20 protein-coding genes are annotated in these 25993 nt (G+C 67.4%); 9 read left to right on the forward strand and 11 right to left on the reverse strand.

All coding sequences use genetic code 11. The annotated features are described in order from the left end of the window. The first annotated feature begins 278 nt into the window (after positions 1–278). The 3 genes from ACP2AD_RS07845 (at position 279) to ACP2AD_RS07855 (ending at position 5885) form a co-directional block, all read left to right on the forward strand. Entirely contained in the window at positions 279–1517 is a 1239-nt protein-coding gene (locus ACP2AD_RS07845; protein ID WP_425229523.1) for an acyl-CoA dehydrogenase family protein, read from the forward strand. A 185-nt stretch (positions 1518–1702) separates the two neighbouring features. Next, a complete protein-coding gene (locus ACP2AD_RS07850) occupies positions 1703–2770 on the forward strand; it encodes an acyl-CoA dehydrogenase family protein (protein ID WP_425229524.1) in 1068 nt (355 codons plus the stop codon). A 229-nt stretch (positions 2771–2999) separates the two neighbouring features. Further along, on the forward strand, positions 3000–5885 hold the full coding sequence (locus ACP2AD_RS07855; protein WP_425229525.1) for a TonB-dependent receptor: 2886 nt from the start codon (positions 3000–3002) through the stop codon (positions 5883–5885). 238 nt (positions 5886–6123) lie between these two features. Here ACP2AD_RS07855 and ACP2AD_RS07860 read toward each other — a convergent pair whose 3' ends face one another. Continuing rightward, entirely contained in the window at positions 6124–7368 is a 1245-nt protein-coding gene (locus tag ACP2AD_RS07860; RefSeq protein ID WP_425229526.1) for a TetR/AcrR family transcriptional regulator, read from the reverse strand. Positions 7369–7509: 141 nt separating this feature from the next. On the opposite strand from ACP2AD_RS07860, the gene ACP2AD_RS07865 reads away from it, so the two are divergent. The 5 genes from ACP2AD_RS07865 to ACP2AD_RS07885 all read left to right on the forward strand — a co-directional run bounded on the left by ACP2AD_RS07865 (position 7510) and on the right by ACP2AD_RS07885 (position 12692). Further along, positions 7510–8799: an acyl-CoA dehydrogenase family protein gene (locus ACP2AD_RS07865; protein WP_425229527.1), complete on the forward strand. Its 1290-nt coding sequence runs from the start codon at positions 7510–7512 to the stop codon at positions 8797–8799. A gap of 83 nt (positions 8800–8882) precedes the next feature. After that, positions 8883–9968: a Zn-dependent alcohol dehydrogenase gene (locus ACP2AD_RS07870; protein WP_425229528.1), complete on the forward strand. Its 1086-nt coding sequence runs from the start codon at positions 8883–8885 to the stop codon at positions 9966–9968. A 62-nt stretch (positions 9969–10030) separates the two neighbouring features. Next, positions 10031–11074, forward strand: coding sequence for a phosphotransferase family protein (locus ACP2AD_RS07875; protein WP_425231121.1), 1044 nt, complete (start codon positions 10031–10033; stop codon positions 11072–11074). 39 nt (positions 11075–11113) lie between these two features. Further along, positions 11114–11878 carry an SDR family NAD(P)-dependent oxidoreductase gene (locus ACP2AD_RS07880; protein ID WP_425229529.1) on the forward strand — a complete coding sequence of 255 codons (765 nt, stop codon included), beginning with the start codon at positions 11114–11116 and terminating at the stop codon, positions 11876–11878. 16 nt (positions 11879–11894) lie between these two features. Next, a complete protein-coding gene (locus ACP2AD_RS07885) occupies positions 11895–12692 on the forward strand; it encodes an SDR family NAD(P)-dependent oxidoreductase (protein ID WP_425229530.1) in 798 nt (265 codons plus the stop codon). On the opposite strand, the gene ACP2AD_RS07890 is transcribed toward ACP2AD_RS07885, so the two are convergent. From ACP2AD_RS07890 to ACP2AD_RS07915, 6 genes are all read right to left on the reverse strand, one after another. Next, on the reverse strand, positions 12689–13582 hold the full coding sequence (locus ACP2AD_RS07890; RefSeq protein WP_425229531.1) for an acyl-CoA thioesterase: 894 nt from the start codon (positions 13580–13582) through the stop codon (positions 12689–12691). The two genes, ACP2AD_RS07885 and ACP2AD_RS07890, sit on opposite strands and share 4 nt — an antisense overlap. After that, the gene (locus tag ACP2AD_RS07895; protein WP_425231122.1) at positions 13582–14709 is read right to left on the reverse strand and encodes an acyl-CoA dehydrogenase family protein; all 1128 of its coding nucleotides are present in this window, start codon (positions 14707–14709) and stop codon (positions 13582–13584) included. Before ACP2AD_RS07895 ends, ACP2AD_RS07890 begins: the two co-directional genes overlap by 1 nt. Before the next feature lie 147 nt (positions 14710–14856). Further along, positions 14857–16056 carry an acyl-CoA dehydrogenase family protein gene (locus tag ACP2AD_RS07900; protein WP_425229532.1) on the reverse strand — a complete coding sequence of 400 codons (1200 nt, stop codon included), beginning with the start codon at positions 16054–16056 and terminating at the stop codon, positions 14857–14859. Continuing rightward, the gene (locus tag ACP2AD_RS07905; protein ID WP_425229533.1) at positions 16053–17393 is read right to left on the reverse strand and encodes an amidase family protein; all 1341 of its coding nucleotides are present in this window, start codon (positions 17391–17393) and stop codon (positions 16053–16055) included. The genes ACP2AD_RS07900 and ACP2AD_RS07905 overlap by 4 nt, the downstream gene beginning before the upstream one ends. 64 nt (positions 17394–17457) lie before the next feature. Then, a complete protein-coding gene (locus tag ACP2AD_RS07910) occupies positions 17458–19485 on the reverse strand; it encodes a 3-hydroxyacyl-CoA dehydrogenase NAD-binding domain-containing protein (protein ID WP_425229534.1) in 2028 nt (675 codons plus the stop codon). A gap of 14 nt (positions 19486–19499) precedes the next feature. Next, positions 19500–20723 carry a serine hydrolase domain-containing protein gene (locus ACP2AD_RS07915; RefSeq protein ID WP_425229535.1) on the reverse strand — a complete coding sequence of 408 codons (1224 nt, stop codon included), beginning with the start codon at positions 20721–20723 and terminating at the stop codon, positions 19500–19502. Positions 20724–20846: 123 nt separating this feature from the next. Between ACP2AD_RS07915 and ACP2AD_RS07920 the strand changes: the two genes are divergently transcribed. Then, entirely contained in the window at positions 20847–22601 is a 1755-nt protein-coding gene (locus ACP2AD_RS07920; protein ID WP_425229536.1) for a class I adenylate-forming enzyme family protein, read from the forward strand. A 256-nt stretch (positions 22602–22857) separates the two neighbouring features. On the opposite strand, the gene ACP2AD_RS07925 is transcribed toward ACP2AD_RS07920, so the two are convergent. The 4 genes from ACP2AD_RS07925 to ACP2AD_RS07940 all read right to left on the reverse strand — a co-directional run bounded on the left by ACP2AD_RS07925 (position 22858) and on the right by ACP2AD_RS07940 (position 25953). Beyond that, positions 22858–23538 (reverse strand): 5'-methylthioadenosine/S-adenosylhomocysteine nucleosidase, encoded by a 681-nt coding sequence (locus ACP2AD_RS07925; RefSeq protein ID WP_425229537.1) that lies wholly within the window; start codon positions 23536–23538, stop codon positions 22858–22860. Between the two features lie 224 nt (positions 23539–23762). Next, a complete protein-coding gene (gene rpsI, locus ACP2AD_RS07930) occupies positions 23763–24311 on the reverse strand; it encodes a 30S ribosomal protein S9 (protein WP_425229538.1) in 549 nt (182 codons plus the stop codon). After that, positions 24311–24790 (reverse strand): 50S ribosomal protein L13, encoded by a 480-nt coding sequence (gene rplM / locus ACP2AD_RS07935; RefSeq protein WP_425229539.1) that lies wholly within the window; start codon positions 24788–24790, stop codon positions 24311–24313. The genes rpsI and rplM overlap by 1 nt, the downstream gene beginning before the upstream one ends. Before the next feature lie 128 nt (positions 24791–24918). Next, positions 24919–25953, reverse strand: coding sequence for a COX15/CtaA family protein (locus ACP2AD_RS07940; RefSeq protein WP_425229540.1), 1035 nt, complete (start codon positions 25951–25953; stop codon positions 24919–24921). Positions 25954–25993: the final 40 nt, after the last annotated feature.

A 25993-nucleotide genomic window follows, 5' to 3' on the forward strand; every position in this document is an offset into this window, starting at 1 on the left:
CGGCGCCGGTCCGCCATGTTGTCCATGTTGTCCCCTCGGATTGTGGCGCCATGGGCTGCGATCCACATCATCGTGCGGGGGAGCGCGCAATGGGAACGCAGGGACGAGGGCGGCGCGGCGCTGGTCATGCCAAGGCTATGGCACAGGGCGACGCTTGTAGGACAGGCCCTCGGTTCCGACCATGCGGGCACGCAGGTCGATCGCGTTCCGCTTTGCCAAGGGCGTCGATCCGTGGCAAGACGCCGCCATACCCGATCTTCAGATTCGAGGAAGAGCTGATGGCCACCGCCCCCGAACTCGACCGTTCCGCCCCGGATCAGACTGACGATCCGACCGTGGCCTTCCGCGCGGAAGCGCGCAGCTGGCTCGCGGCGAACTTTCCCGCGTCGCTGAAGGGCAAGGACAACGCCATGGCGACGATCGAGGGCGGCGGCGCGGCGTCGGCCGACGAGGAGACGTGGCGGATCGCGATGGGCGAGAAGGGCTGGGGGGTGCCGACCTGGCCGAAGGAATATGGCGGCGGCGGGCTCGACCGCGCGCAGGCCCGCGTGCTGCAGGAGGAGCTGGGCCGGGCGGGTGCGTACAATCCGATCGGCGGGATGGGCGTAATGATGTTCGGCCCGACGCTGCTGGAATACGGCACCGAGGCGCAGAAGAAGAAGTACATCCCCGACATCGCGATGGCGAACGTGCGCTGGTGCCAGGGCTATTCGGAGCCCAACGCCGGCTCCGACCTGGCCAATATCCAGACCTTCGCCGAGGACGCCGGCGACCATTACGTCGTCAACGGCCAGAAGACCTGGACGTCCGGCGGACAGTGGGCGGACAAGTGTTTCTGCCTGGTGCGTACCGACAAGACGCAGAAACATGCCGGCATCAGCTTTCTGCTGATCGAGGACATGCATGCGGACGGCGTCGAGGTGCGGCCCATCCGGCTGATCAGCGGCCAGTCACCCTTCTGTGAGACCTTCTTCACCAACGTGAAGGTGCCCAAGGAGAATCTGGTCGGGCGCGAGGGACAGGGCTGGGAGATCGGCACGCGGCTGCTCCAGCACGAGCGCAACTCACTGTCGGGTGGCGGCGGCTCGATGGGGCGGATGATGGCCGGGCCGACCGTCGCCGACCTCGCCAAGCAATATCGCGGCACTGACGACAAGGGGCGGGTGGACGATCCCGACCTGCGCACCCGCATCATCAAGCACGACATGGATACCCGTGCCTTCGCGATGACGCTCAGGCGTGCGGCGCTGGAGGCGAAATCGAACCAGGGCCCGTCGGCGGCGACCTCGATCATGAAGAATGTCGGCGCGCGGATCACGCAGGACAAGGCGGAACTGGGCGTCGAGATCATGGGAATGCAGGGGCTGGGCTGGGACGGCGAGGGCTTTTCGGAGGCCGAACTGGCGCAGACGCGTACCTGGCTATGGGGCAAGGCAGTGTCGATTTACGGCGGATCGACGGAAATCCAGAACAACATCGTCGCCAAGCGCATCCTGGGCATGCTCGATCACCAGTGAACGGCGGGCTTGAGCGGGCGGTAGTCTCGTCCCGCCGGGACTTACCCGGGGTCCGCCCGGCCATGTGGGGAGCGGCTGTGGCGACGCGGGGACCGGGTCGATCGCCGGCATAACGACGGTATGAAGAGGAAGGCGAGGGACGGCTGAACCGGACCTCCCGATCAGTTTCACAAGGGAACACGCAAATGGCCGTCCTGAACGACGAACAGGTGATGCTGCGCGATATGGCGCGGGAGTGGGCGGACAACGAGGCGCCCGTCACCGCATTCCGCAAGCTGCGCGCGGCCGCGCCCGCCACAGGCTTCGACGCCGAAGCGTGGGGCGCGATCGGGCAGATGGGCTGGGCGGGGGTCGTCGTGCCCGAGGAGCATGGCGGGTCGGCATTCGGCTATTTGTCGCTGGGGCTCGTCGTCGAGCAGCTCGGGCGCAACCTGACGGCGTCGCCGCTGGCCTCCACCGGCCCCGCCGCGACCGCGATCGCCATGGGCGCTGACGATGGCGCGAAGGGCGAGTGGCTGCCCAAGATCGCGGCCGGCGAGGTCGTGGCGGCGCTGGCCGTTGACGAAGGGCCGCGTCACGATCTGTCCAAGCTCGCGACGAAGGTTGAGGGCGGCGCGCTGACGGGCTTCAAGCAATTCGTCGCCGAAGGTGACAGCGCCGGGTTGTTCGTCGTCGCGGCGGCGGACGGTCTGTACCTTGTCGCCGATGGCGCAGGGGTGACCAGGCGGACCCGGCATATGGCGGACAGCCGTAGCCATGCCGATGTGACGTTCGACGGCGCCGCGGCGGTGAAGCTGGGCGGGCCGGAGCTGACCGCTGCGATCGTCGACCGTGCGACCGTGGTGGTGTGCGCCGAGATGCTGGGCATGGCCGAGGCGGCGTTTTCGCAGACCAACGATTACCTCAAGACCCGTGTCCAGTTCGGCCAGCCGCTATCGACCTTTCAGGCGCTGCAGCATCGAATGGCGAAGATGTTCACGGAATTGGAGTTGATGCGCTCCGTGGTCGAGGGCGCGCTGGAGGCGATCGACGCCGGGCGCTCCGACCTCGACCAGACCGTGAGCCTCGCCAAGGCGGTGGCGTCCGACACGCTCAAGCTCATCAGCCGTGAAATGGTGCAGCTCCACGGCGGCATCGGCATGACCGACGAACATGATGCCGGCTTCTATCTCAAGCGGTCAGCAGTGCTGGAAGCGATGTGGGGCAATGCGTCCTATCATCGTGAACGGTTTGCGCGCCTGAACGATTATTGAAGCGAAGCATCGGCGACGCCTGTAAACTGCCTTGCAAACTGCCGTCATGTAACCGTTAGAAGAACGGGTTTGGTCCACGGCGGCCGTTGCATCTGCGCCACACTCCAATGATTTCCCATACACGGTTGCCGAGGCAACAGTTGTAAAGCTTGACGCTGAGGCGGCTTGCGGCTTCTAGTCGTGGCAACGGTACGGTAGGCGCAAGGTCACCGGCCGGTAGGAGAGAATGATGGCCAAGCAGCAGTTCCTGGCGGCGTGTGCGTTTTCGGCGCTGGCGATCGCGGTGGCGACCCCCGCCGCGGCGCAGACGGCCGACCAGGCGGGAGCGGGCGCTAATGCCCCGGCGCAGACTGTGCCGCCGCCGGGCGCCACGACCGCCAACGGCCAGGAACAGTCGAGCCAGTCGACCACCGGCGGCAACAACGGCACACCTGCCAACTCGGTTGATCCGCAGGGGGCGCCGACCGCGTCCAACGGCGACATCGTCGTGACCGCGCAGGGCCGGGCGCAGCAGCTGTCGAACGTGCCGGTCGCGGTGTCGGTGGTCAACGCCGCCACGCTGGAGCGCACCGGCGCGTCTGACATCCGCCAGATCACCCAGGTCGCACCATCGCTGCTGGTGTCGTCGACGGGCAATGAAGCGAACGGCTCCGCGCGTCTGCGCGGCATTGGCACGGTCGGCGACAACCCCGGGCTGGAAAGCTCGGTCGCGGTGTTCGTCGACGGCGTCTATCGCTCGCGTTCGGGCGTCGGTCTGAACGAACTCGGCGACATCGAGCGGGTCGAGGTGCTGCGCGGGCCGCAGGGTACGCTATTCGGCCGCAATGCGTCGGCCGGCATCATCTCGATCGTGTCCAAGGCGCCCGACCTCAACCGGCTCAGCGCCGGCGCGGAGGCGACCTACGGCAATTACAATTTCGTCCGGGTCGGCGGCAACGTCAACCTGCCGCTGAGCGACACGATCGCGGCGCGGATCGACGCGGTATATGTCAGCCGCGACGGCTTTCTGAAGGACGTCAACAACAACCGCCGCATCAACGACCGCAATCGCTATTTCGTGCGCGGACAGCTGCTGTTCCAGCCTACCGACGCGCTGTCGGTACGGTTGATCGGCGACTACACGCACCGCCGCGAGTCCTGCTGCGCCGCCGAATATATCGACCAGACGGTCGCGCCGGCGAACGCCAACCTGCTCAACCCGGCGCTGAACCCGATCGTCCGGGTGCTGCAGGACCTCGATCCGTCGCGGTCTGGCGGCGCGCCGTTCACGAACCCCTTCGGTCGCAACACCTACATCAACGCTGGGCGGACGTTCGTCGGGACGACCGAGGATTATGGCGGCTCGGCCCAGATCGATTACAATCTCGGCGGCGCAAAGCTGACCTCGATCTCGGCGTACCGTTTCTATCGCAACGATCAGGCGTCGGACACCGATTACGGCCCGGTCGACATCCTTTATCGTGCGCCCGGTTTTAACGCAGGCGCCCGTCAGTTCCAGACCTACAGTCAGGAGCTGCGCCTGCAGGGAAGCCTGTTCGACGGCCATCTCGATTGGCTGGTCGGCGGCTATTACGCTCATGAGGATCTGACGGTTCGCGACAATCTGCGCTTCGGCGCGCAGTATGGCCGGTTCGCGACCTGCCGCCTGGTCTTCGCGTTTGGTCTGGGATCACTTTACAGCCCGACCGGCCAGAGCTGCCTCAGCGCGGCGGGCCGCGGTGCGCTGGCCAGCCCGGCAGGGCCGTTCGGGCCGGGCGGCGCGCTGGTGCTGAGCGGCTTCGACCGGCTCGACACGGTCAACGATCGCGGCAGCACCACAGACCGCTATCGGCAGAACAGCGAGAACTACGCGTTCTTCACCCACAACATCATCACCATCGCGGACGGCCTGAACCTGACGCTGGGTGCGCGGTACACGCACGAGCGCAAGCGGCTGAACGCGCTGTTCGGCAACGACAATACGGCCTGCCCGGCGCAGCAGGCGGCGCTGGCGCCGTTGCTGAGCGGCGGCCTAGCCGCGGTGGCGGGCGGTCTCATCAGCCTGACCTGTCAAGGCAACTCGTCGTCCGAGCTGAACGGCGTCGCGATCAGCAGCGGACGGTCAGAGAACAAGGTCACCGGCACCGCCATCCTGTCCTACAAGGTCACGCCGCGGCTGCTCGTCTATGGCAGCTATGCGCGCGGCTACAAGGCGGGCGGGTTCAACCTCGATCGGTCGGCGCTAAAGTCGCCGACGCTTCCTTTCTCCGCCTATGGCGCGAGCTCGGCGGCGGGCGCGCAATCGCTGGTCGGCAACCTGCAGTTCGACCCTGAGGTAAATAACGCCTTTGAAATCGGCGCGAAGTTCTCCGCGCCTATGTTCAGCCTGAACATCGCCGCCTTCCATCAGGCGTTCGACAACTTCCAGCTGAACACCTTCAACGGCTCGGTTTTCCTCGTCCAGAACGTCAACAGCTGCTCCACCAACCTGAACTTCGCCGACCGCGATACGTCGGCAGCCACGGGTGCGTGCTCGACCGACAACGTCCGGGCGGGTGTGATCAGCCGCGGCGTCGAAGTGGAAGCGTCGATCTCGCCGGCGCGCAACTTCACCGTCAACATGGGGGTGACGCTGGCGGAGACGAAGTTCCGGTCGAACCTGGTCGGTAACAGCAGCGGCGCGCCGCTCGATCCGGCGCTGCGCTATCTGCCCGGCGATAACCTGTCCAATGCGCCGGGGCTGGTCGCGACCAGCGCCGTATCGTGGACGCCGCCGATCGGCCACGGGCTGTCGGCGCTGTTCTATGTCGATGGCCGCCTGTCGAGCGACTACAATACCGGCTCCGACCTGTTCCCGCAAAAGGAGCAGGACGGGTTCGTCATGGTCAACGCACGTACCGGCATCCGCGGGCCAAACAGCCGTTGGGCACTGGAAATCTGGGCGCAGAACGTGACCAACACCCAGTACACGCAGGTCGCGTTTTCGACCCCCTTCCAGGCGGGTCCGACGCCCAGCGCGGCGAACGGGCTGGCGACGACGTATCCGGCGAACCTCTATCCCGGGGGCACGCAGGTGTACTCGGCGTTCCTGGCGGAGCCGCGGACCTACGGCGCGACGGTGCGGTTCAGGTTCTAGGCGCAGCGGGTCTCGCATGCAGCGTAGCTGCACGCGAGACCAGCAAGTGCGGCCAGCGTCGCTCAGCGACGACCGACGACACGGCGTTGCCGCGGCGGGCTGGGTGGAGAGCAGCGGCGTCAAAGGACGCGGTCGAGCCTCCTGTTGAAGGTGCAGGCGCCGCAGCGAAGCCGCGTCGTGACGTCAGACGGGTTTGCTGGCGCGATCCGCCGGCCGGCCTCGGGCCTCTCCGCGCCGGCTACGCTGGCCCGGTGCGCCCATCGGCGAACATCCCATACAACAGCGTCGACGCATACATCGCCACCGCCCGCTCGCGTGGCATGGTGTTCGCCCATTTGCGCATGTCGAAGGCGGCATTCTGCAGCGCCATCAGCGCCTGCGCCGCGATCAGCGCGTCGACCGCGCGCATCGAACCCTCGGCAACGCCGTCCATGATCGTCCCCGCATAGCGTCGTGCGATGGAGTTGGAGCGGTCCACCATCGCGGTGCGCACCTGTGGAGGCAGGCCGCTGAGCGCAGTGGTTCGCAGCAGGGGCGCGCGCTCGGCGAACTGGATGTCGAGCAGGGTCGCGACCGCGCTCGATAGCCGCTGCCAATGTGTCCCGCCCATCTCGTCGGCATGCGCCTGCGCCGCCGCGACGGTCTCGAAGCTGCGCCGGTAGCAGGCGATCACCAGTTCGTCCTTGGCGTCGAGATGATGATAGAAGCTGCCCTTGGTGACATTCAGCTGCGACGCAATGCGCTGCACCGATGCGCCGCGATAACCGAGCTCGTTGATCAGCCGCGTCGCCGCCAGCAGGAATGCCGCGCGACCCGGCTCGCGCTCCTCGTGCGCCATGTCGAGCGGGATGGGGCTCCACGCGGCCCCGGGGACAGCCAGGCCGTGCGCGAGGACGTCGAACAGCCGCGCCTCGACCCGGTCATACTGGTCCAGTTCGTACCGGTGCAGCCAGGCCGGCAGCCAGAAGGTGTTCTCCAGCAGCACATGCGCGCGCGCGCCGTAAAGGTCGGTGTGCGCGCGGCTTGCGGGCGGGCCCCACAATGCTCGCGTGCGCCGGAACACTTCGCGCCAGCCCGACAGAAGGCGCGCCTTCATGGGTTCTTCCATCGCACGCAGGTCAGAGAGCACCGCCAGGGGGCGCTCCGCCCCTGCTTCTATCCGCCGCAGCCGCGCCATGTTGAGCGCGAGGTAGCGCCGGACGCGCTCGGACGGGGTGGACGCCTCCATCGCGGTGTCGAGCATGACGAGGAGATAGTCGAGCGTGTGTTCGAACGCGGCGGCGGCTAGATCTTCCTTACGCTTGAAATAGTAGGTGACACTGGTGGTGTTCAGCCCGACGCGCCGCGCGACGTCGGCGAAGGTCATGCCCTTGGCGGACTGTTCGTTGATTGCCTCCGCCGCGGCGGCCAGGATGGCGTCGCGCTTCTGCCGAAAGCGCGGCGTCCCCTGATCACCGCCCTCTGCCGCCGCCGACCCCGCCATGGCGCCATGCTAACCACGGTCTGTTTAGAAGCAACAGTGCAATAGTCCCCAGGCGCACGACGGTCCCAAACGCGCCTTTACCGAAGAACGGGTATGGCTTAAGCGCCGCTGCGGCACGGTATTGGCGAAAGGGCGACGGCGATGGATTTCACGCTCAGCGAACGCGAAACCTACTTCCGGGATCGGGTGCGGGACTTCATCGCGCGCGAGATTGCGCCGCGCGACCACGAGTATCACGAACAGCATCACCAGGGCGATCGCTGGAAGGTGATCCCGGTGATCGAGGAGGTGAAGGCAAAGGCCAAGGCCGCGGGGCTCTGGAACTTCTTCATGCCGCCGCACTCGGGTCAGAGCCATGTCGACGACAGTTTCGAGTTCGAGGGCACGCAGCTCACCAATCTCGAATATGCGCTGTGTGCGGAGGAAATGGGCAAGGTTGGCTGGGCGTCCGAATGCTTCAACTGCTCGGCGCCCGATACCGGTAACATGGAGGTGTTTCACCGCTACGGCACGCGCGAGCAGAAGGAGCGCTGGCTGAAGCCGTTGATGAACGGCGAGATCCGCTCCGCCTTCCTGATGACCGAGCCCGCCGTCGCCTCGTCCGATGCGACCAATATCGAGACTCGGATGGAGCGGGACGGTGATCATTATGTGATCAACGGCACGAAATGGTGGTCGTCGGGGGTGGGCGATCCGCGCTGTGCGGTCGCGATCGTGATGGGCAAGACCAACCCGGAGAGCTCGCGCCATACCCAGCAGTCGCAGATCCTGGTGCCGATGGACACGCCGGGCGTTCGAATCAAGCGGATGCTGAGCGTCTATGGCTATGATCATGCGCCGCATGGCCATGGCGAGGTCGAGCTGAAGGACGTGCGCGTGCCGGTCGAGAACGTGCTGCTCGGCGAGGGCAGGGGCTTCGAGATTGCGCAGGGCCGGCTCGGGCCGGGGCGCATCCACCATTGCATGCGCACGATCGGCACCGCCGAGACTGCGATCGAGGCGATGGCCAAGCGGCTGCTGAGCCGGGTCGCATTCGGCAAGACGCTATCCAGCCATTCGGTCTGGGAACAGCGCATCGCGAAGGCGCGGACCGACATCGAGATGACACGTCTTCTCTGCCTGAAAGCCGCCGACATGATGGACAAGGCGGGCAACAAATCCGCGCAGCTGGAGATCGCGATGATCAAGGTCGCGGCGCCCAATATGGCGCTGTCGATCCTCGACGATGCTATCCAGGCGCATGGCGGTGGCGGCGTCAGCGACGACTTCCCGCTGGCGCACCAGTGGGCGGCGATGCGGACGCTGCGTTTCGCCGATGGGCCGGACGAGGTCCACAACCGCGCGATCGCCCGCAACGAGTTCGGCAAATACGCGGATTACAAGGCGCAGAACGACCGGATGAGCTCCGGCGAGATGGCGGCGGCGCGCTAACCCTGATCCGGGGGGGGCGATCGCTTAATGCCGCCGGCTGCGCGACGGAGCCCGGCAGCGAGCCGGCACGACGAAGGACGAAGATGAAAGCCGCGGTACTTTTCGAGCCCAAGACCAAGCTTTCGATCGAGGACGTGACGGTCGATGCGCCCGGTCCTCACGAGGTGCTGATCCGTACCGTCGCGTGCGGTGTGTGCCGGTCTGACCTGCATTTCGTCGACGGCGCCTATCCGCACGCGCTGCCGGGTATCCCCGGGCACGAGGCAGCGGGCGTTGTCGAGGCGGTCGGCAGCGAGGTGGCGACGGTCAAGGTCGGCGATCATGTCGTCACCTGCCTGAGCGCATTCTGCGGCCATTGCGAGTTCTGCCTCACCGGCCGCATGGCGCTGTGCATCAGCGGCGATGTGCGCCGGCCGAAGGACGTGCGGCCGCGGCTGATGCTCGGTGACATGCCCGTCGCGCAGATGCTCAATCTCAGCGCTTATGCCGAGATGATGCTGGTCCATGAACATGCCTGCGTTGCGATCGACCCCGAAATGCCGCTGGACCGCGCTGCGATACTAGGCTGCGCGGTGACGACGGGGGCAGGTGCGATTTTCAATGCGGCAAAGGTGGTGCCGGGCGAGACCGTGTGTGTGGTGGGTTGCGGCGGCGTCGGGCTGGCGGCCGTCAACGCCGCCAGGATCGCGGGCGCGGGAAAGGTGATCGCGGTCGATCCAGTTGCCGAAAAGCGGGCGATTGCGGAGAAGCTGGGCGCCACGCACGTCGTCGATGCAGCCAGCGAGACCGCGGCGGACGAGGTGATCGAGCTGACCCGCGGCGGCGTCCACCACGCCATCGAGGCGGTCGGACGCCCGCAGTCGGCCGCGACCGCGGTCAAGGTGCTCCGCCGTGGCGGCACCGCGACGATCCTGGGTATGATGCCGCTGACCGAGAAGGTCGGACTTTCCGCGCTTGACCTGCTCGCGGATAAGAAGGTGCAGGGCGCGCTGATGGGGCGCAACCACTTCCCGATCGACATCCCGCGACTGGTCGATTTCTATCAGCGCGGCGCGCTCGATCTCGACACGATCATCGCCGACCGGATGCCGCTCGAACGGATCAACGACGCTTTCGACGAGCTGCGCAAAGGCGACACGACGCGTTCGGTCATCGTGTTCGATGCATAGCCCGACCACCGTCGCTCTCGCAGCGCCAGGAGCGCGCCGTGGCTGACGCGACGGCGCAGACGATGGCCGGCACCATCGCGGTCGAGGACAGGGACCGGCTTGATCTCGACCGGCTCACCGCCTGGATGGAGGCGAACGTCGCGGGCTTCGCAGGACCGCTGTCCTACGCGAAATTCGCGGGCGGTCAGTCCAACCCAACCTACAAGCTGATCAGCCCCTCGGGCGACTATGTCCTCCGCCGCAAGCCGTTCGGAAAACTACTTCCCTCCGCCCACGCGGTCGACCGCGAATTTCGCGTCATCGCCGGGCTTTACCCGACAGGCTTTCCCGTCGCGCAGCCCTATGGCCTGTGCACCGACGAGAGCGTGCTGGGTACGATGTTCTACGTCATGGGGTTCGCGGACGGGCGCAACCTGTGGGACGGGACGCTGCCCGACTACACGCCCGCCCAGCGCACCGCGATCTATCATGCGATGGGCGACACGCTCGCGGCGCTCCACAACACCGATTACGCCGCCGCCGGGCTGGATAACTTCGGCAAGCCGGGTAACTACTTCGCGCGGCAGGTCGAACGCTGGACCAAGCAATACCGCTTGGCCGAGACCGAGCACATGCCCGAGGTCGAGCGGCTGATCGACTGGCTGCCGCGCACGCTTCCCGAGCAGACGCGGACCAGCATCGTCCATGGCGACTACCGCATCGACAACATGATCCTGCACCCGGGCGAACCGCGGGTGATCGCGGTGCTCGACTGGGAGCTGTCGACGCTGGGCGATCCGCTGGCGGACTTCAGCTATTTCCTTAACAGCTGGGTATCGCAGCCCGAAGGGCGGTCGGGGGTGATGGGGCATACCGGGCCGGAAACGGGCATCCCGACGCTGGAGGAGATGGTCGAACGCTACTGCGCGGCGACGGGGCGCGACGGCCTGCCCGACCTCAATTGGTATTTCGCGTATAATCTGTTCCGGCTGACCGGGATCATCCAGGGCATCAAGAGGCGCGTGATCGACGGCACCGCGTCCAGCGCGCAGGCGGAGAAGAGCGCCGCGGGCGTGTACCGGCTGGCGGCGGCGGCGTGGAGCTTCGCCGAAAAAGCCGGGGCATGACCGGCGGAATGCGTCCCTGACGGGCGAACGGAGAAGAACATGTCGCAATTCGATCTCACCGGGCGCACCGTCGTCATCACCGGCTCTTCCCGCGGGATCGGCAAGGCGTCGGCGATCGCCTGCGCCGAGCAGGGCGCCAACGTCGTCATCTCGTCGCGCAAGCAGGACGCCTGCGATGCGCTGGCGCAAGAGATCGCGGGCCGGTTCGGCGAGGACAAGGTGATCGCGGTCGCCGCCAACATTTCCGACAAGGCGGCGCTGCAGCATCTGGTCGACGCAAGTGCCGCCAGGTTCGGGCGGATCGATTGTCTGGTCTGCAACGCGGCCTCCAATCCCTATTACGGTCCGCAGGATGGGATCGCGGACGAGCAGTTCCGCAAGATCCTCGACAACAACATCGTCTCCAACCATTGGCTGATTGCGATGGCGGCACCGGCCATGCGCGCGCGGCGGGACGGGTCGGTCGTGATCGTCTCGTCGATCGGCGGCCTGCGCGGCTCGACCGTGATCGGCGCCTATTGCATCTCCAAGGCCGCCGATATGCAGCTTGCCCGCAACCTTGCGCACGAGTTCGGGCCCGACGGGGTACGCGTCAACTGCATCGCGCCCGGGCTGATCAAGACCGATTTCGCCCGCGCCCTTTGGGAGGACCCGAAGCGGCAGGAAGAGGCGAACAGCCGCGTGCCGCTCCGCCGGATCGGCGAGCCAGACGAGATCGCGGGTGCCGTCGTATTCCTCGCGTCCCGGGCGAGCACCTTCATGACCGGGCAGACGATGGTGATTGACGGCGGCGTCACGGTCTGACCGCAGGGAGAACGGCATGCGCTTTCAACACAAGTCGATCATCGTCACCGGCGCCGGCTCCGGCATCGGCCGCGCGGCGGCGACGCTGTTCGCGGCCGAGGGCGGACGCGTCGTCTGCGCCGACCAGACCGAAGGCGCCGATGCGACCGCCACGGCGATCCTCGACGCGGGCGGCACGGCGGAGACGATCCGGATGGACGCCGGTCGGGAGGAGGATGTTCAGCGCACCGTCGCGCTCGCGCTCGAGCGGTTCGGCGGGCTCGACATCATCTTCGCCAACGCCGGCATCTCGGGCGGGATGGCAAACATCTTCGACACCGACGTGACGCTCATTACCGAGGTGCTTCGCGTCAATCTGATCGGCCCCTATCTGGCCATAAAGCACGCCGCGCCGGAGATCGCGAAAAGGGGGCAGGGAGCGATCATCCTCACCGCCAGCGTCGCGGGCATCCGCTCCGGCGCGGGCTCGCCGGCCTATTCGGCCTCGAAGGCGGGAGTCATCAACCTGGCGAAAACCGCGGCGCAGCAGCTCAGCGGCTCTGGCGTGCGAGTCAACGCGATCTGCCCCGGGCTGACCGAGACCGGCATGACCAAGCCGACCTTCGACTATGCCCGCGAGGCAGGAAAGATGGACCGGGTCGGCCGCCTCAACCCGCTGCGCCGGGGTGCGCAGCCCGAGGAACTGGCGCGGGTCGCGCTGTTCCTCGCCTCCGACGACGCCAGCTATGTCAACGGTCAGGCGATCGCGGTCGACGGCGGCCTGTCGTCGTCCCACCCGGTGACCAAGCAGGAATATGGACGGACCGCGGTCTAGTTTTTCGGCTCGCGCATCCGGATCAACCCTTCCTGCGCAACGCTGGCGATCAGGCGCCCGTCGCGGCTGAAGATGCTGCCGCGGTTCATCCCCCTCGCGTGCCCCGCCCAGGGGCTATCTGTCGCGTACAGCATCCACTCGTCCGCCCGCACCGGTTCGTGCAGCCATAGCGCGTGATCGAGGCTGGCAGACTGCATGCCCGGCGACGTCCAGTTGACGCCGTGCGGCATCATGCTCGTCGCCATCAAGGCCATGTCGGAGGCATAAGCCAATACGGCGCGGTGCATGGCCGGATCGTCGCCGATCGACGCGACGACACGGAACCAGCTGTAATTCTGCGGCGCGCGCTTGACCGGGGTGAACCAGCTGCGCGGGTAAAGCGGACGGATATCAATCGGGCTGGAGCGGCGCAGAAACGCGGTACGGAACTGCTCGGGCACGTCTTGGGCCGCATCCTTGCGCAGCTCGGTCTCCGACTTCAGCGTCTCCGGCGCGGGCACGTCGGGCATCGCGTCCTGATGGTGCAACCCGTCCTCCGGCGTCTGGAAAGACGCGATCATGTTGAGGATCGGCTGGCCGCGCTGGATGGCGATGACGCGGCGGTTGGCAAAGCTCTTGCCCTCGAAATCTCGGACGACGCGGAAGACGATCGGGAATTGCTCGTCGCCGGCGCGCATGAAATAAGCGTGGAGCGAGTGGGCGACCTTGCCCTCGACCGACCGCTGCGCCGCCTGCAGCGCCTGGGCGATCACCTGGCCGCCGAACACGCGGCCCTTGCCGCCCGGATTGCGCGCGCCGCGATAGAGGTCGATGTCGATCTCTTCGACATCGAGCAGCGCGACCAGATTGGCGGCGAGCTGCTCGGGCGGAGGCGGGGTCCAGTCGTCCATCAATACCCCGCCGCGCGCGCCAGCCGATCAGCGTGGAACGCCGCATCGCCGAACAGCTCAGCGAGCACGCGGGCGCGTTTCATGTAGAAGCCGATGTCGTATTCGTCGGTCATGCCGATGCCGCCGTGCATCTGGATGCCTTCCTGCACCGACAGCGCGGTCGCGAGCGCGGCCTGTGCCTTGGCCACCGACACCGCCTCGTCGGCACGGTCGCTGCCGCCATCGAGCAGCTGCTGCGCCTTCAGGACCGCGGCGCGCGCGACCTCCATCTCGCTATAGAGATGCGCGGCGCGGTGTTGGAGCGCCTGGTAGCTGCCGATCGGCTGGCCGAATTGCTTTCGCTCCTTGAGATAGGCGAGCGTCATCGTCATCGCGCCGCCGCCGACGCCGAGCAGCTCCGCCGACGCGCCGGTCCGGCCGGCGCGGAGCAGGCGCGCGAGCGGATCGCGGCCGGCGTCGACCTCGCCGATCACCGCGTCCGCATCAACCTCGACCCCGTCGAGTTCCAGCCGTGCGGCGATGCTCGCGTCGGCCAGCCGCTCGGGCGAGGCGGTCAGCCCGGCGGCCCCCTTCTCGACCGCGAACAGGGTGATGCCATCCTCGTCGTCCGCCCCGCCCGCCGTCCGCGCGGCGACGATCAGCAGGTCGGCGACATGGCCATGGGTGACGAAGCGCTTGGCCCCGGTCAGCTTGAAGCCGTTGCCGGACCGCTCAGCCTTGAGCCCGACCGTCTCGCGGTGCTTAGCGCCCTCGTCGATGGCTAAGGCAGCGACGGTCTCGCCTGCGACGATGCCGGGGAACCAGCGGTCCGCCGCGCCCGTGCCCTTCAGCGCCTCGACCGCCGCGACGGCGGTGGCCAGGAAAGGTGAGGGCGAAAGGTTGCGCCCGATCTCCTCCAGCACCACACCCGCCTCGACATGGCCGAGGCCGAGCCCGCCCTGGTCCTCGCCGATCAGAATACCGGTAAAGCCCATCTCCGCGAACTGCTTCCACAGGTCGCGGCTGAAGCCGGTCGCGTCGTCCGCGTCGCGCAGCGCGCGCATGTGCGACACTGGGGCAGCGTCGGCGACGAAATCGCGGATCGTGTCCTGAAGCGTGGTCTGGTCGTCGTTGAGGTAGAGGGGCATACGATACTCCATGTTTCTTCTCCCACGAGGAGAAGGAGGGGCCCGCTCGCGAAGCGATTGGAAAGGGTGAGGGTGAGGTACGGGCCCGATCACCCTCACCCTTCCGCCGCTCGGGCGGCTCCCTCCCTCTCCCGATGGGAGAGGGCCTTACGCTCCCGGCAGGTCCAGGATGCGCTTGGCGACGATGTTGAGCTGGACCTCGCTGGTACCGCCCTCGATCGAGTTGGCCTTGGTGCGCAGCCAGGCGCGGGGGGCACTGCCGCCGTTGGAGCGGTCGCTCTCCCATTCCAACGCGTCCGAACCGCCCGCCGCCATGATCAGTTCGTGGCGGCTCTTGTTCAGTTCGGTGCCATAATATTTCATCATGCTCGGCTGGGCGGGGTGTGCCTTGGCCGCCTTGAGCTCGTCGACGAAGCGTTCGGACATCGCGCGGAACGCCTTGGCGCGGAGCTCGAACAACGCGATCTGGCCGCGCAGCACGGGATCGGCGAGGCGGCCGTCGGCGTCGATACCGATCGTGGCGATCGCGCCGGCGACGAGCGGGTTCTCGCCCTGGCCGCCCAGCCCCATGCCGCTGATCATCTCGCGCTCGTGGCCGAGCAGGTATTTGGCCACGTCCCAGCCCTTGTTCTCTTCATAGACGCGCTGCGACTTCGGCACGCGCACATTGTCGAAGAACGTCTCGCAAAAGGGCGAATAGCCGCTGATGAGCAGGATCGGCTTGGTCGAGACGCCGGGTGAGGCCATGTCGAACAGGATGAAGCTGATCCCGCCCTGCTTCGACTCCTTGGAGGTGCGGACGAGGCAGAAGATCCAGTCGGCCTCGTCGGCGTAGCTGGTCCACACCTTCTGCCCGTTGACGATGTAATCGTCGCCGTCGGTCACGGCGCTGGTCTGCAGCCCGGCGAGGTCGGAGCCCGCGTTCGGTTCCGAATAGCCCTGGCACCAGCGGATTTCACCGCGGGCGATCTTGGGCAGATACTCCAGCTTCTGCGCCTCCGTGCCGTATTTGAGGAGTGCAGGGCCGAGCATCGAGATGCCGAAGCTGTTGAGCGGGTTGCGGGCGTGGATCGCCGCCATTTCCTCGCGCAGCACCTTGGTCTCTGCCGCCGAAAGACCGCCGCCGCCATAGGCGCTCGGCCAGTCAGGCACCGTCCAGCCGCGCTCGCCCATCGCCTTCAGCCAAGCGGCCTGGGGTGGATTGGCGGCGGGATCATAGCTGCGCCCGCCCCAGCAGACATCGGCATCGGTGCGCAGCGGCTCGCGCATCTCGGGCGGGCAGTTCGCGGCAAGCCAGGCGTGGGCATCGCTGCGGAAGGTGGCCAGGTCGGCGTCGGGGTCGGTCATCGGCTGCTCGCTTCGGCTATGGGTGGGGGAGCGGCGCCGCCGACCAGCTGGTGGCACTGGCCGGCGATGCGGATGGCGTCGTGGTCGCGGTTATAGTCGGTGATGACCTGCACTCCGATCGGCATGCCGTCGGGATCGACGCCGACCGGGACGCTGACCGCGGGCAGCATCGGGAAGGTGGCGAGGCCGGGAAAGACGAATTGGTGTGCAAACGGCGTCGCCTCGCCGTCGATGTCGAGTATGCGAGCGGCGAGCGGCGTGTCGTCGTGGCGAAAGGCGGTCGCGCCCAATGCCGGCGCGATCACCGCGTCGTAGCGGGTGAACAGCCGCGCCCAGTCGCGGGTGTTGCGCGCCTGCTCGTCGGACAGCGCGAACCACTCGGCGAGCGGGGCGGGGGCGCTGCCGTCGAGCGGCACGCCGCGGGTCATCGCGATGTTGAGCATCCGCCAATAGGCGCGGTGCTGCTTGTCCAGGTCGGGCAGCAGCTCGCTGTCGCGCTCGACCGTCGCGCCGGCTGCAGCAAGCGCGACGGCAAGATGCTCGATCGCAGCGGCGACGGCGGTTTGCGTGCTCGCCATCGGGTGGCCGGTCAGGACCAGCAAGCGCAGCCGCTCGACCGGCTTTGCCGAGGCACGCGGCATCGAGACGTCGCTGAGCACGTCGAGCAGCACGGCGAGATCAGCGGCGTCGCGCGCCATCGGGCCGATCACCGACAGCGCGACGCGGGCGTTGTCGGTGCGCGGGAAGTAATGGCCGTCGGGGTTAAGCGCGGTGTAGGTCGGCTTTAGCCCCCAGACGCCGCAAAAGGCGGCAGGCACCCGGATCGAGCCGCCGATATCTGAGCCGAGCTCGATCGGCACGAACCCCGCTGCGAGGCTGGCCGCGGACCCGCCCGACGAGCCGCCGCTGACCCGATCCGGGTCGCGCGGGTTCCGGGTAAGGCCGTAGTTCGGGTTGTTCGCCTGCAGGTCGGCGAGCCCGACCGGGATGTTGGTCTTGCCCAGAATGATCGCGCCCGCCGCCTTGAGACGCTGTACGGCAAGGGCGTCGGTCTGCGCGACGTGGTCGGCATGCTCCGCGAAGCCCCAGCTGGTCGGCAGGCCGGCGACGTCGAAGCTCTCTTTGACCGTCATCGGCACCCCCGCAAGGGCCAGCGCCTTGTTACCGCCCTCGTCGAAAGCACGCGCGGCGGCGCGGGCGCGGTCGAAGTCGCGGAGCACGACCGCATTGATCGCGCCGTCGCCTGCCTGAATGCGGGCGATGGCGGCGTCGGCTTCGGTGAGGGCGGTGGTTCCGCCCGCGCGGATTGCGGCGACGGTGGCGAGGGCCGATATCACTCCGTGCTCGCCTTTGCTGCGGTAGCGCCCGCTTTCCTGAAAGCCCGAGGGACCTCGGTGACCATCAGAACAGCTCCCCCGCCTCCGCCTTGCGGCGTAGCAGCGGGGCGACCGCGACGCCCTGCGCCTCCAGCCCGGCGACGACCTTGTCGAGCCCGACCGTGTTCGCCCAGAACATCGGCCCGCCGCGATAGACTGGCCAACCATAGCCGTAGATCCACACGGTATCGATGTCCGACGCGCGCTGCGCCATGCCTTCGTCAAGGATCTTCGCGCCCTCGTTGACCATCGGGTATAGCAGCCCCGCGAGGATCTCGTCGTCGCTATAGTCCTTCGCCGCATGGCCGCCCTTGGCGCGGAACTCGTCGATGATCGCCCTGGTCTCGGGCGAAGGAGTCGGTTGGCGCTTCTCGTCGTAATCGTAGAAGCCCTTGCCGGTCTTCTGCCCCCAGCGCCCCTTTGCGGCGAGGGCGTCGCGGATGCTCTCGATCCGGGTCGGATCACGGTGCCAGCCGATGTCGACGCCGGCCAGGTCGCTCATCTGGTAGACGCCCATCGGCATCCCGAAGTCGGTCAGCACCTTGTCGATCCGCTCGGGCGCAACGCCCTCCATCAGCATCTGGTTGGCGGGCGCGCCGCGCTGCGACAGCATGCGGTTGCCGATGAACCCGGGGCAGACGCCCGACACCACGGCGACCTTGCCGATCGGCTTGGCCAGCGCCATCACCGTCGCCAGCACGTCGGGCGCAGTCTTCGCGCCACGCACTACCTCCAGCAGCTTCATCACGTTGGCGGGCGAGAAGAAATGCATGCCCACCACATCCTCCGGCCGCGAAGTCGCCGCCGCAATCTCGTCGATGTTGAGATAGGACGTGTTCGACGCCAGGATCGCGCCGGGCTTGGCGATCTTGTCCAGCTTGGCGAACAGCTCCTTCTTGACGTCCATATTCTCGTAGATCGCCTCGATGATGAGGTCGCAGCCGGCGAGGTCGTCGAGCGACAGGGTGGGGGTGAGCAGCCCCATCATGCCTTCGACCTTCTCGGCCGTGTACCGCCCTTTGGCGGCGGAGTTCTCGTAGTTCTTGCGGATGACGCCGGTGCCGCGGTCGAGCGCCTCCTGCGCGGTCTCGACGATGGTGACAGGGATGCCCGCCTGGAGGAAGTTCATGCTGATGCCGCCGCCCATCGTGCCGGCGCCGATCACGCCGACCTTCCTGATTGGGCGCGGCCGGGTGTCGGCGGGCAGGCCGTTGATCTTGGCGGCTTGGCGCTCGGCAAAGAACATGTAGCGCTGTGCGGCCGACTGCGTGCCGGTCATCAGCGTCATGAACTCCTGCCGCTCGTAGGCGATGCCCTCCGCGAAGGATGCCCCGGAGGACGCCTTCTCGACGCAGGCGATATTGGCGGCAGGCGCGTCGAAGCCGCGCATCTTACGACCCTGCGCCTTCTTGAATGCCTCGATCGCTTCCGGATCGGGCTGCACGGAGCGTTCGCTGGCGCGGGGGATCGGACGCTTCGCCGCGACCTCTTTGGCAAAGGCGATGGCGTCGGCGGCGAGGCTGTCCTCGCCCACCACGCGGTCGACCAGCCCCGCCTCGGCCGCGCGCGTGGCGGAGATCGGATCACCCAGCGCGGTCATCTGCACCGCCAGGGCGACGCCCGCGATCCGCGGCAGCCGCTGCGTACCGCCCGCGCCCGGGAGCAGGCCCAGCTTGACCTCCGGCACACCGATCTTCGCCGACGGCACCGCGACGCGATAGTGGCATCCCAGCGCCACCTCGCACCCGCCGCCCAGCGCCGTGCCGTGGATAGCGGCGACGACCGGCTTGTCGGCCGCCTCGGTCATGTCGATCACCTCGCCCAGTCCAGGACCCTGCATCGGCTTGCCGAATTCCGTGATGTCGGCGCCTGCGAAGAACGTGCGCCCGTCGCAGCGGATCACGATGGCGGTGACACTGGCGTCGGCGACGCCCTGCCTGATCGCGGCGTCCAGCCCGGAGCGGACCGCCGCGCCGAGCGCATTGACCGGCGGGTTGTCGGAGATGATGACGAGCACATCGCCGTGGCGCTCGGTGCGGATGGGGGAAGTCATGCTGATTCTCCGGGTCAGGCCAGCGCCGCGTAGATCATGGTCTTGAGCTCGCGGCGGATCGGGTAGGTGGAGGAGGGCATCAGCTGCGTCATGAAGACGCAGTGCAGCTGCTCGACGGGGTCGATGAAGAACGCCGTCGAGAACATCCCGCCCCAATAATATTCGCCGATCGAGCCCGGCATCATCGTCTTGGCGACGTCCTGCACCACGGCGAAGCCCAGGCCGAAGCCGGTGCCGGCGTTCTGTGTCTCGCTGAACAACGATTTGGACATGCTCGCCAGGTCGGCCTGTCCGGGCAGATGGTTCATCCGCATCAGCTCGAGCGTCTTGCGCCCGATGACGCGGGCGCCGTCGAGCGTGCCGCCGTTGGCGCACATCTGACAGAAACGGTGATAGTCCAGCGCCGTCGATACCAGCCCGCCGCCGCCCGACAGCAGGTTCGGCCTACGACTCCAGGCGCTCTCCGCGCCGCGATCGTACATCACCCGCGTTTGCTTGACGGGGTGGAAGGCATAGCAGTCGGTCAGCCGCCCGACCTTGTCGGCGGGGACGGTGAAGAAGCTGTCCTCCATGCCGAGCGGCGCGAAGATATGGTCACGGAAGTACAGGTCGAGCGTCTTGCCGGACACCCGCTCCACCACCGCGCCGATAACGTCGGTAGCGACCGAGTAATTCCATGCCTCGCCGGGCGAGAATTCCAGCGGCAGGGCCGCGACCTTGCCGATGAAGCCGGTCAGGTCGTCGCCCCCATGCCATTCGCCCAGCTTGGCGGCGCGATAGGCGGCGTCGACATTGGAGCGGTTCTGAAAACCGTAGGTCAGCCCGGCAGTGTGGCGGAGCAGGTCGAGCATCCGCATCGGCTCGGTGGTCGGCTTGGTCACGAACGCCACGCCCGCACCGCCGCCGTTATATACGCCTGCGCCCTTGAACTCCGGCAGGACGTGATGGACCGGGGTGTCGACCGCGACCAGCCCGTCTTCGACCAACTGCATGAAGGCGATCGAGGTGATCGGCTTGGTCATCGATGCAATGCGGAACAGCGCGTCGTCCGCCAGCGCGGCGCCGCCCTCCCGCGCCGCGCCCATGCTGCTGAAATGCGCGATCTTGCCGTGGCGGGCGATCAGCAGCTGCCCGTGAGGGAGCAGGCCGGTGTCGATATACTTGTCGCGCAGGAACGCGTCGATGCGATGGAGGCGGTTGGCGTCGAAGCCCAGCGCGGCAGCGTCGACGGTGACCATCCGGCGTCCATACCCTCGTTTCAAATCGGTGCTGCCCTATCGCCTTGAGCGCGCCGCGAATCAATCCTAACCTTGCAGTCGGGCGGGAAAACCCGTTGTTCGATCGCGTGAGAGGAAGCCGCCTTGGCCAGTGAGCCCATCGTCGAGCCCGTTATCCCGCTGTCACCCGCTTGGCCGGCGCGGTCGCTCGCCGATTGCCATGCGGCGCTGACCGCGCCGGGCGCGAAGTTCGAGATGGAGACGGTGACCATTCGCGGCGTGCCGACGCGGGTGTGGAAGAATGCACCGCCGTCGCTGCGCGCGCTGATCGCGTTTAGCCGGATGCATGGCGAGCGGCCGGTCACCATCTACGAGGACGAGCGCGTCAGCTTCGAGGCGAACTGGCGCGCGGTGGTGGCGCTGGCGCATCGCTTACAGGCACTGGGCGTGACCCGGGGCGACCGCGTCGCAATCGCGATGCGCAACCTGCCCGAGTTTCCGGTCGCCTTCTTTGCCATCGTCTCGCTGGGCGCGATCGCGGTGCCGCTCAACGCCTGGTGGACGGGCGCGGAGCTGGAATATGGCCTCGCCGATTCCGGGTCGGTGGTGCTGCTCTGCGACGATGAGCGACATGCGCGGTTGAGCGACCATTATGCGGCGCTGCCGGCGTTGCGGCACGTCGTCGTCGCCCGCGCCGCACAGCCGTTGACCGGCATCGCCGAGCGGCTGGAAGACAGCATCGGCACGCCGCACGACTGGACGACGCTGCCCGACCGGGAACTGCCCCCGGTCGAGATCGCGCCCGACGACAGTGCTTCGATCCTCTATACCAGCGGCACCACCGGCGCGCCCAAGGGCGCGCTCGGTACGCATCGGAACTTCGTCACGAACATCCTGTCAGGCGGGTTCGGCGCGGCACGCTCCTATCTCCGCCGCGGCGAGCCGATCCCCGAACCGAGCCCGCGTACCTCGTTGACCGTGGTGCCGATGTTCCACGCCACCGCGCTGTCGGCGGGAATGATGCCCTCGCTGGCGGCGGGCAACACGACCATCTTCATGCGCAGATGGGACCCGGTGCGCGCGATGGAGATCATCGAGCGCGAGCGGGTCAACATCACCGGCGGCGTGCCGACCATCGCCTGGCAGCTGATCGAGCATCCGGAACGCGGCAACTACGACCTCAGCTCGATCGAGGCGATCGCCTATGGCGGTGCGCCGTCCGCGCCCGAACTGGTCAAGCGCATCTATGAGGAGTTCGGCGCGCTGCCCGGCAACGGCTGGGGCATGACGGAGACGACCGCGACTGTCACCAGCCACTCGTCGGAGGATTACCTCAACCGTCCGACCAGCGCCGGCCCCCCGGTCGCGGTGGCCGATCTGGAGATCAGGGCGGACGACGGCACAACAGCGCTGGCGACGGGCGAGGTCGGCGAGCTGTGGGCGCGAGGGCCGATGATCGTGAAGGGCTATTGGAACAAGCCGGAGGCGTCGGCCGCCACCTTCGTCGACGGCTGGGTGCGGACCGGCGACCTGGCGCGGCTGGACGACGAGGGCTTCGTCTATATCGTCGACCGCGCCAAGGACATGATCATCCGCGGCGGCGAGAACATCTATTCGACCGAGGTCGAGAACTGCCTGTACGAGCATCCGGCGGTGACCGACTGCGCGCTCATCGGCCTGCCGCACCGCACGCTGGGCGAGGAGCCCGCGGCGGTGGTGCACCTGGCGCCGGGGATGCAGGCGACCGAGGCGGAGCTGCAGGCGTGGGTGAAGGCGCGGCTGGCGGCGTTCAAGACGCCGGTGGCGGTGCGGTTCGTGCCCGAGACGCTGCCGCGTAACGCGAACGGGAAGATACTGAAGCGCGAGTTGGGGCTGCTGTTCGAGGATCGAACACAGTAGACATAACCGGATATTTCTTCCCGTCGGCCTAGTCGACTGGTGATCGAATAACCGGAGCAGGTGGATCGACGGCATCAAGTCGCTGGCGTCGCAGCGATCTTGGCTGTCTGGGGACCGCACCTACTCGCCGTCTGGTCCGCGCGGGCCCCGATAGCGGCGTGGGCTATGCATCCGGACTTTCGCAAAGCCTTCATATGAAGCCGCGAGCGTCATCCGATGGCCTTCACACTGCTGTTCGGCCTGAGCTTGACCGGGCTCATCCGCTTGAGGCTCGTTCAAAGCTTGATAGGCAAGGCTCGTGTTCAGCGCTGATTAGCAGGCGCGACGATCGCAGCTGATCCACCGCCGACGCCAGCCGCTCATCGAGCAGTCCCAGCAGCGCCGTCCAGTCCAGCCGCTCGCCTTCGGCAGCCCCGTCCGACACCCCGCGCAGTCCGATTAGCGGCATACCGAACCGGGCGCAGGCGCGGGCGACGGCGTAGGTCTCCATGTCGACCATGTCCGCCTCGATCGCGTTATAGGCGGCGCCGACCACGACGTCCGCGCCGGTGGACAGGGTTGCCGTTGGTACGCCCTCCAGCGGCGTCGGAAGGTCGATCACCGTTGGAAAGGTGGCAAAAGGCGTCACGCCGCGCGCGAATCCGAGTGGCGAGGCGTCCATGTCGCGCCAGCTTACCTCGCTGACCTGATAGACCTCGCCTAGCGGCAGGCGGCGCGAGCCGGCGGAGCCCAGGCTGACTACCGCGTCGGGGATTTCGCCCGCGGCGACAAGAGCACCCAGCGCCGCCGCGGTTGCCGCTGCCCCCTCGATCGGGCCGACGCCCGTAAGGAGCGGGGAGATGCGCGCGCGCAGTCGCGGGCCGTATTCGTGGTCGGTCGCCATGACGAAGAGTAGGCGGCAGGGACCAAGGCGATTGACGTGAGGGAGGGGCGGCATCGGCCTGCTCTATCGTGATCGTTGAAGCGCCGCGACGGCGACCTGAATGCGTGGAAGACACGGGTGATAGGAAACGCAAAAGGGCAACCCGTCGCGGGGTTGCCCTTTCGGTTGCGGAAGCGCCCTCACGGCGTAATTCCGTGACGTCGAACGTGGCGGCCATGCCGGCATCCGGCGGCCGCGGCGTCACGCGTCTTGCTTGCGCAATACGCGTGACGCCCACATCAGCGCTTCGAGAACTGGAAGCTGCGGCGGGCCTTGGCGCGACCGTACTTCTTGCGCTCGACGGTGCGACTGTCGCGGGTCAGGAAGCCTGCGGCCTTGACCGGCGCGCGCAGGATCGGTTCGTACTTGGTGATCGCCTGGCTGATGCCGTGCTTCACCGCGCCGGCCTGACCCGACAGGCCGCCGCCCTTGACGGTGCAGATCACGTCATACTGGCCGTCGCGCTCCGTTATGCCGAACACCTGGTTGATGACGAGGCGCAGCGTGGGCCTCGCGAAATACACTTCCTGATCGCGGCCGTTGATCGTGATCTTGCCCGAGCCCGGCTTCAGCCAGACCCGCGCGACCGCGTCCTTGCGGCGGCCGGTGGCGTAGGCGCGGCCCTGTTTGTCCAGCTCCTGCTCGCGCAGCGGCGCGCGCTGGACCGGCGCCTGCAGGTCGCCGGCCATATAGGCATCGGCTGACCCATCGGCATTGGCGGCGGCGGCCTCGCGCTGCTGGCCGAGCGCGGCGCCGAGATCGGAAAGCGATTGGCGATTGTCGGACATTATGCGCCCACCTTGTTCTTGCGGCTCATGCCGGCGATATCGAGCGTCTGCGGGTCCTGCGCGGTGTGCGGGTGCTCGCTCCCGGCGAAGATGCGCAGGTTGCGCATCTGCTCGCGACCCAGCGGCCCACGGGGGATCATGCGCTCAACGGCCTTTTCAAGGACGCGCTCGGGGAAACGTCCCTCCAGCACCTTGGCGGCGGTGATAGCCTTGATCCCGCCGGCATAGCCGGTGTGCTTGTAATAGACCTTCTTCGCCGCCTTGTCGGAGGTGAAGCGGATCTTGCCGGCATTGATGACCACGACATTGTCGCCGCAATCGACATGGGGCGTGAAGCTGGTCTTGTGCTTGCCGCGCAGCACGTTGGCGATCACCACCGCCGCGCGCCCGACGACCAGGTCGGTGGCATCGACCAGGTGCCACTTCTTCTCCACCTCATGCGGCTTGGCCGCCTTGGTGGTTTTCATCAGCGCCTTCATCGGGCTGGGCCTTTCTGGATAAAACGAAGCGCCGCCCCGGTGAGGAGGCGGCGTGTGGCGTCGCTAGTGCCGCGCGGTTGCGCCGAAGTCAAGCATTTGCGCGGCTTTGGCAACGGGTATTTGGATACCTAAGCCGTGCGGCGGCCGATCGCGTGCGCCGCCGCGACCGCCGCGATCAGCAGCAGCGCTGCGTTGAACTGGTGCCAGACGGCAATCTCGATCCGCACGCCGGTCAACAGCGTGGTGACGCCCAGCCCGATCTGCACCACTACCAGTGCCACGACCGCGAGCCCCGTCCGGCTCCCGATCCGCCCCGCGCGCCAGGCGAGCGTGAGCAGCCCGGCGGCGGCGACGAAGGCGAGCCAGCGATGGACGAACTGGACGACGATCGGGTTGTTGACCAGCTCCCCCGATCCGGCGCCCGCAGGCAGCCCGCCGGCCGGGAACAGCCGGTCGCCCATCAGCGGCCAGCTGTTGAACGCATGCCCCGCGTTCAGCCCCGCGGTCAGCGCGCCGAACCCGATTTGGGTGAACAACAGGATCAGCGCCACGCCCGCGACCGGCGCCAGCCGCGCCGGCGCCGCAAACGGTCGCCGCAGTTGCACGAGGTCGAGCGCGGTCCACACCATCCCGGCGAGGATGAACAGCGCGGTCAGGAGGTGGACCATCAACCGGATGTGGCTGACGTCGGTACGCACCGACAGGCCGGACGCGACCATCCACCAGCCGATCGCCCCCTGCAGCCCCCCCAGCGCCAGCAGCGCGACCAGACGCGACTTGTACCCTGCCGGGATATATCCCTTGGCCCAGAACCACGCCAGCGGCGCGGCGAAGGCAATCCCGATCACCCGGCCGAGCAGCCGGTGGAGATATTCCCAGAAGAAGATCGCCTGAAACCCGCTCAGCGTCATCCCGCGATTGAACGCCTCATATTCCGGGATGCGCTTGTAGGCGTCGAACGCCGCCTGCCAGTCGGCGGTCGTCAGCGGCGGGATGGCGCCGGTAATCGGCTTCCACTCGACGATCGACAGCCCCGACTCGGTCAGCCGCGTGATGCCGCCCACCACCACCATCGCGACGATCAGCGCCGCGACGGCGAATAGCCAGCGCGCCAGCGCCAGCGGCCGCGCACGCGTCATGAAGTCGGGACTGGGCTGGAGCATGGAAGGCAGATAGGCCTCGGCAAGGCGAACGCCAAGCGCG

Source organism: Sphingomonas sp. (assembly GCF_965248875.1).
Taxonomy (GTDB): domain Bacteria; phylum Pseudomonadota; class Alphaproteobacteria; order Sphingomonadales; family Sphingomonadaceae; genus Sphingomonas.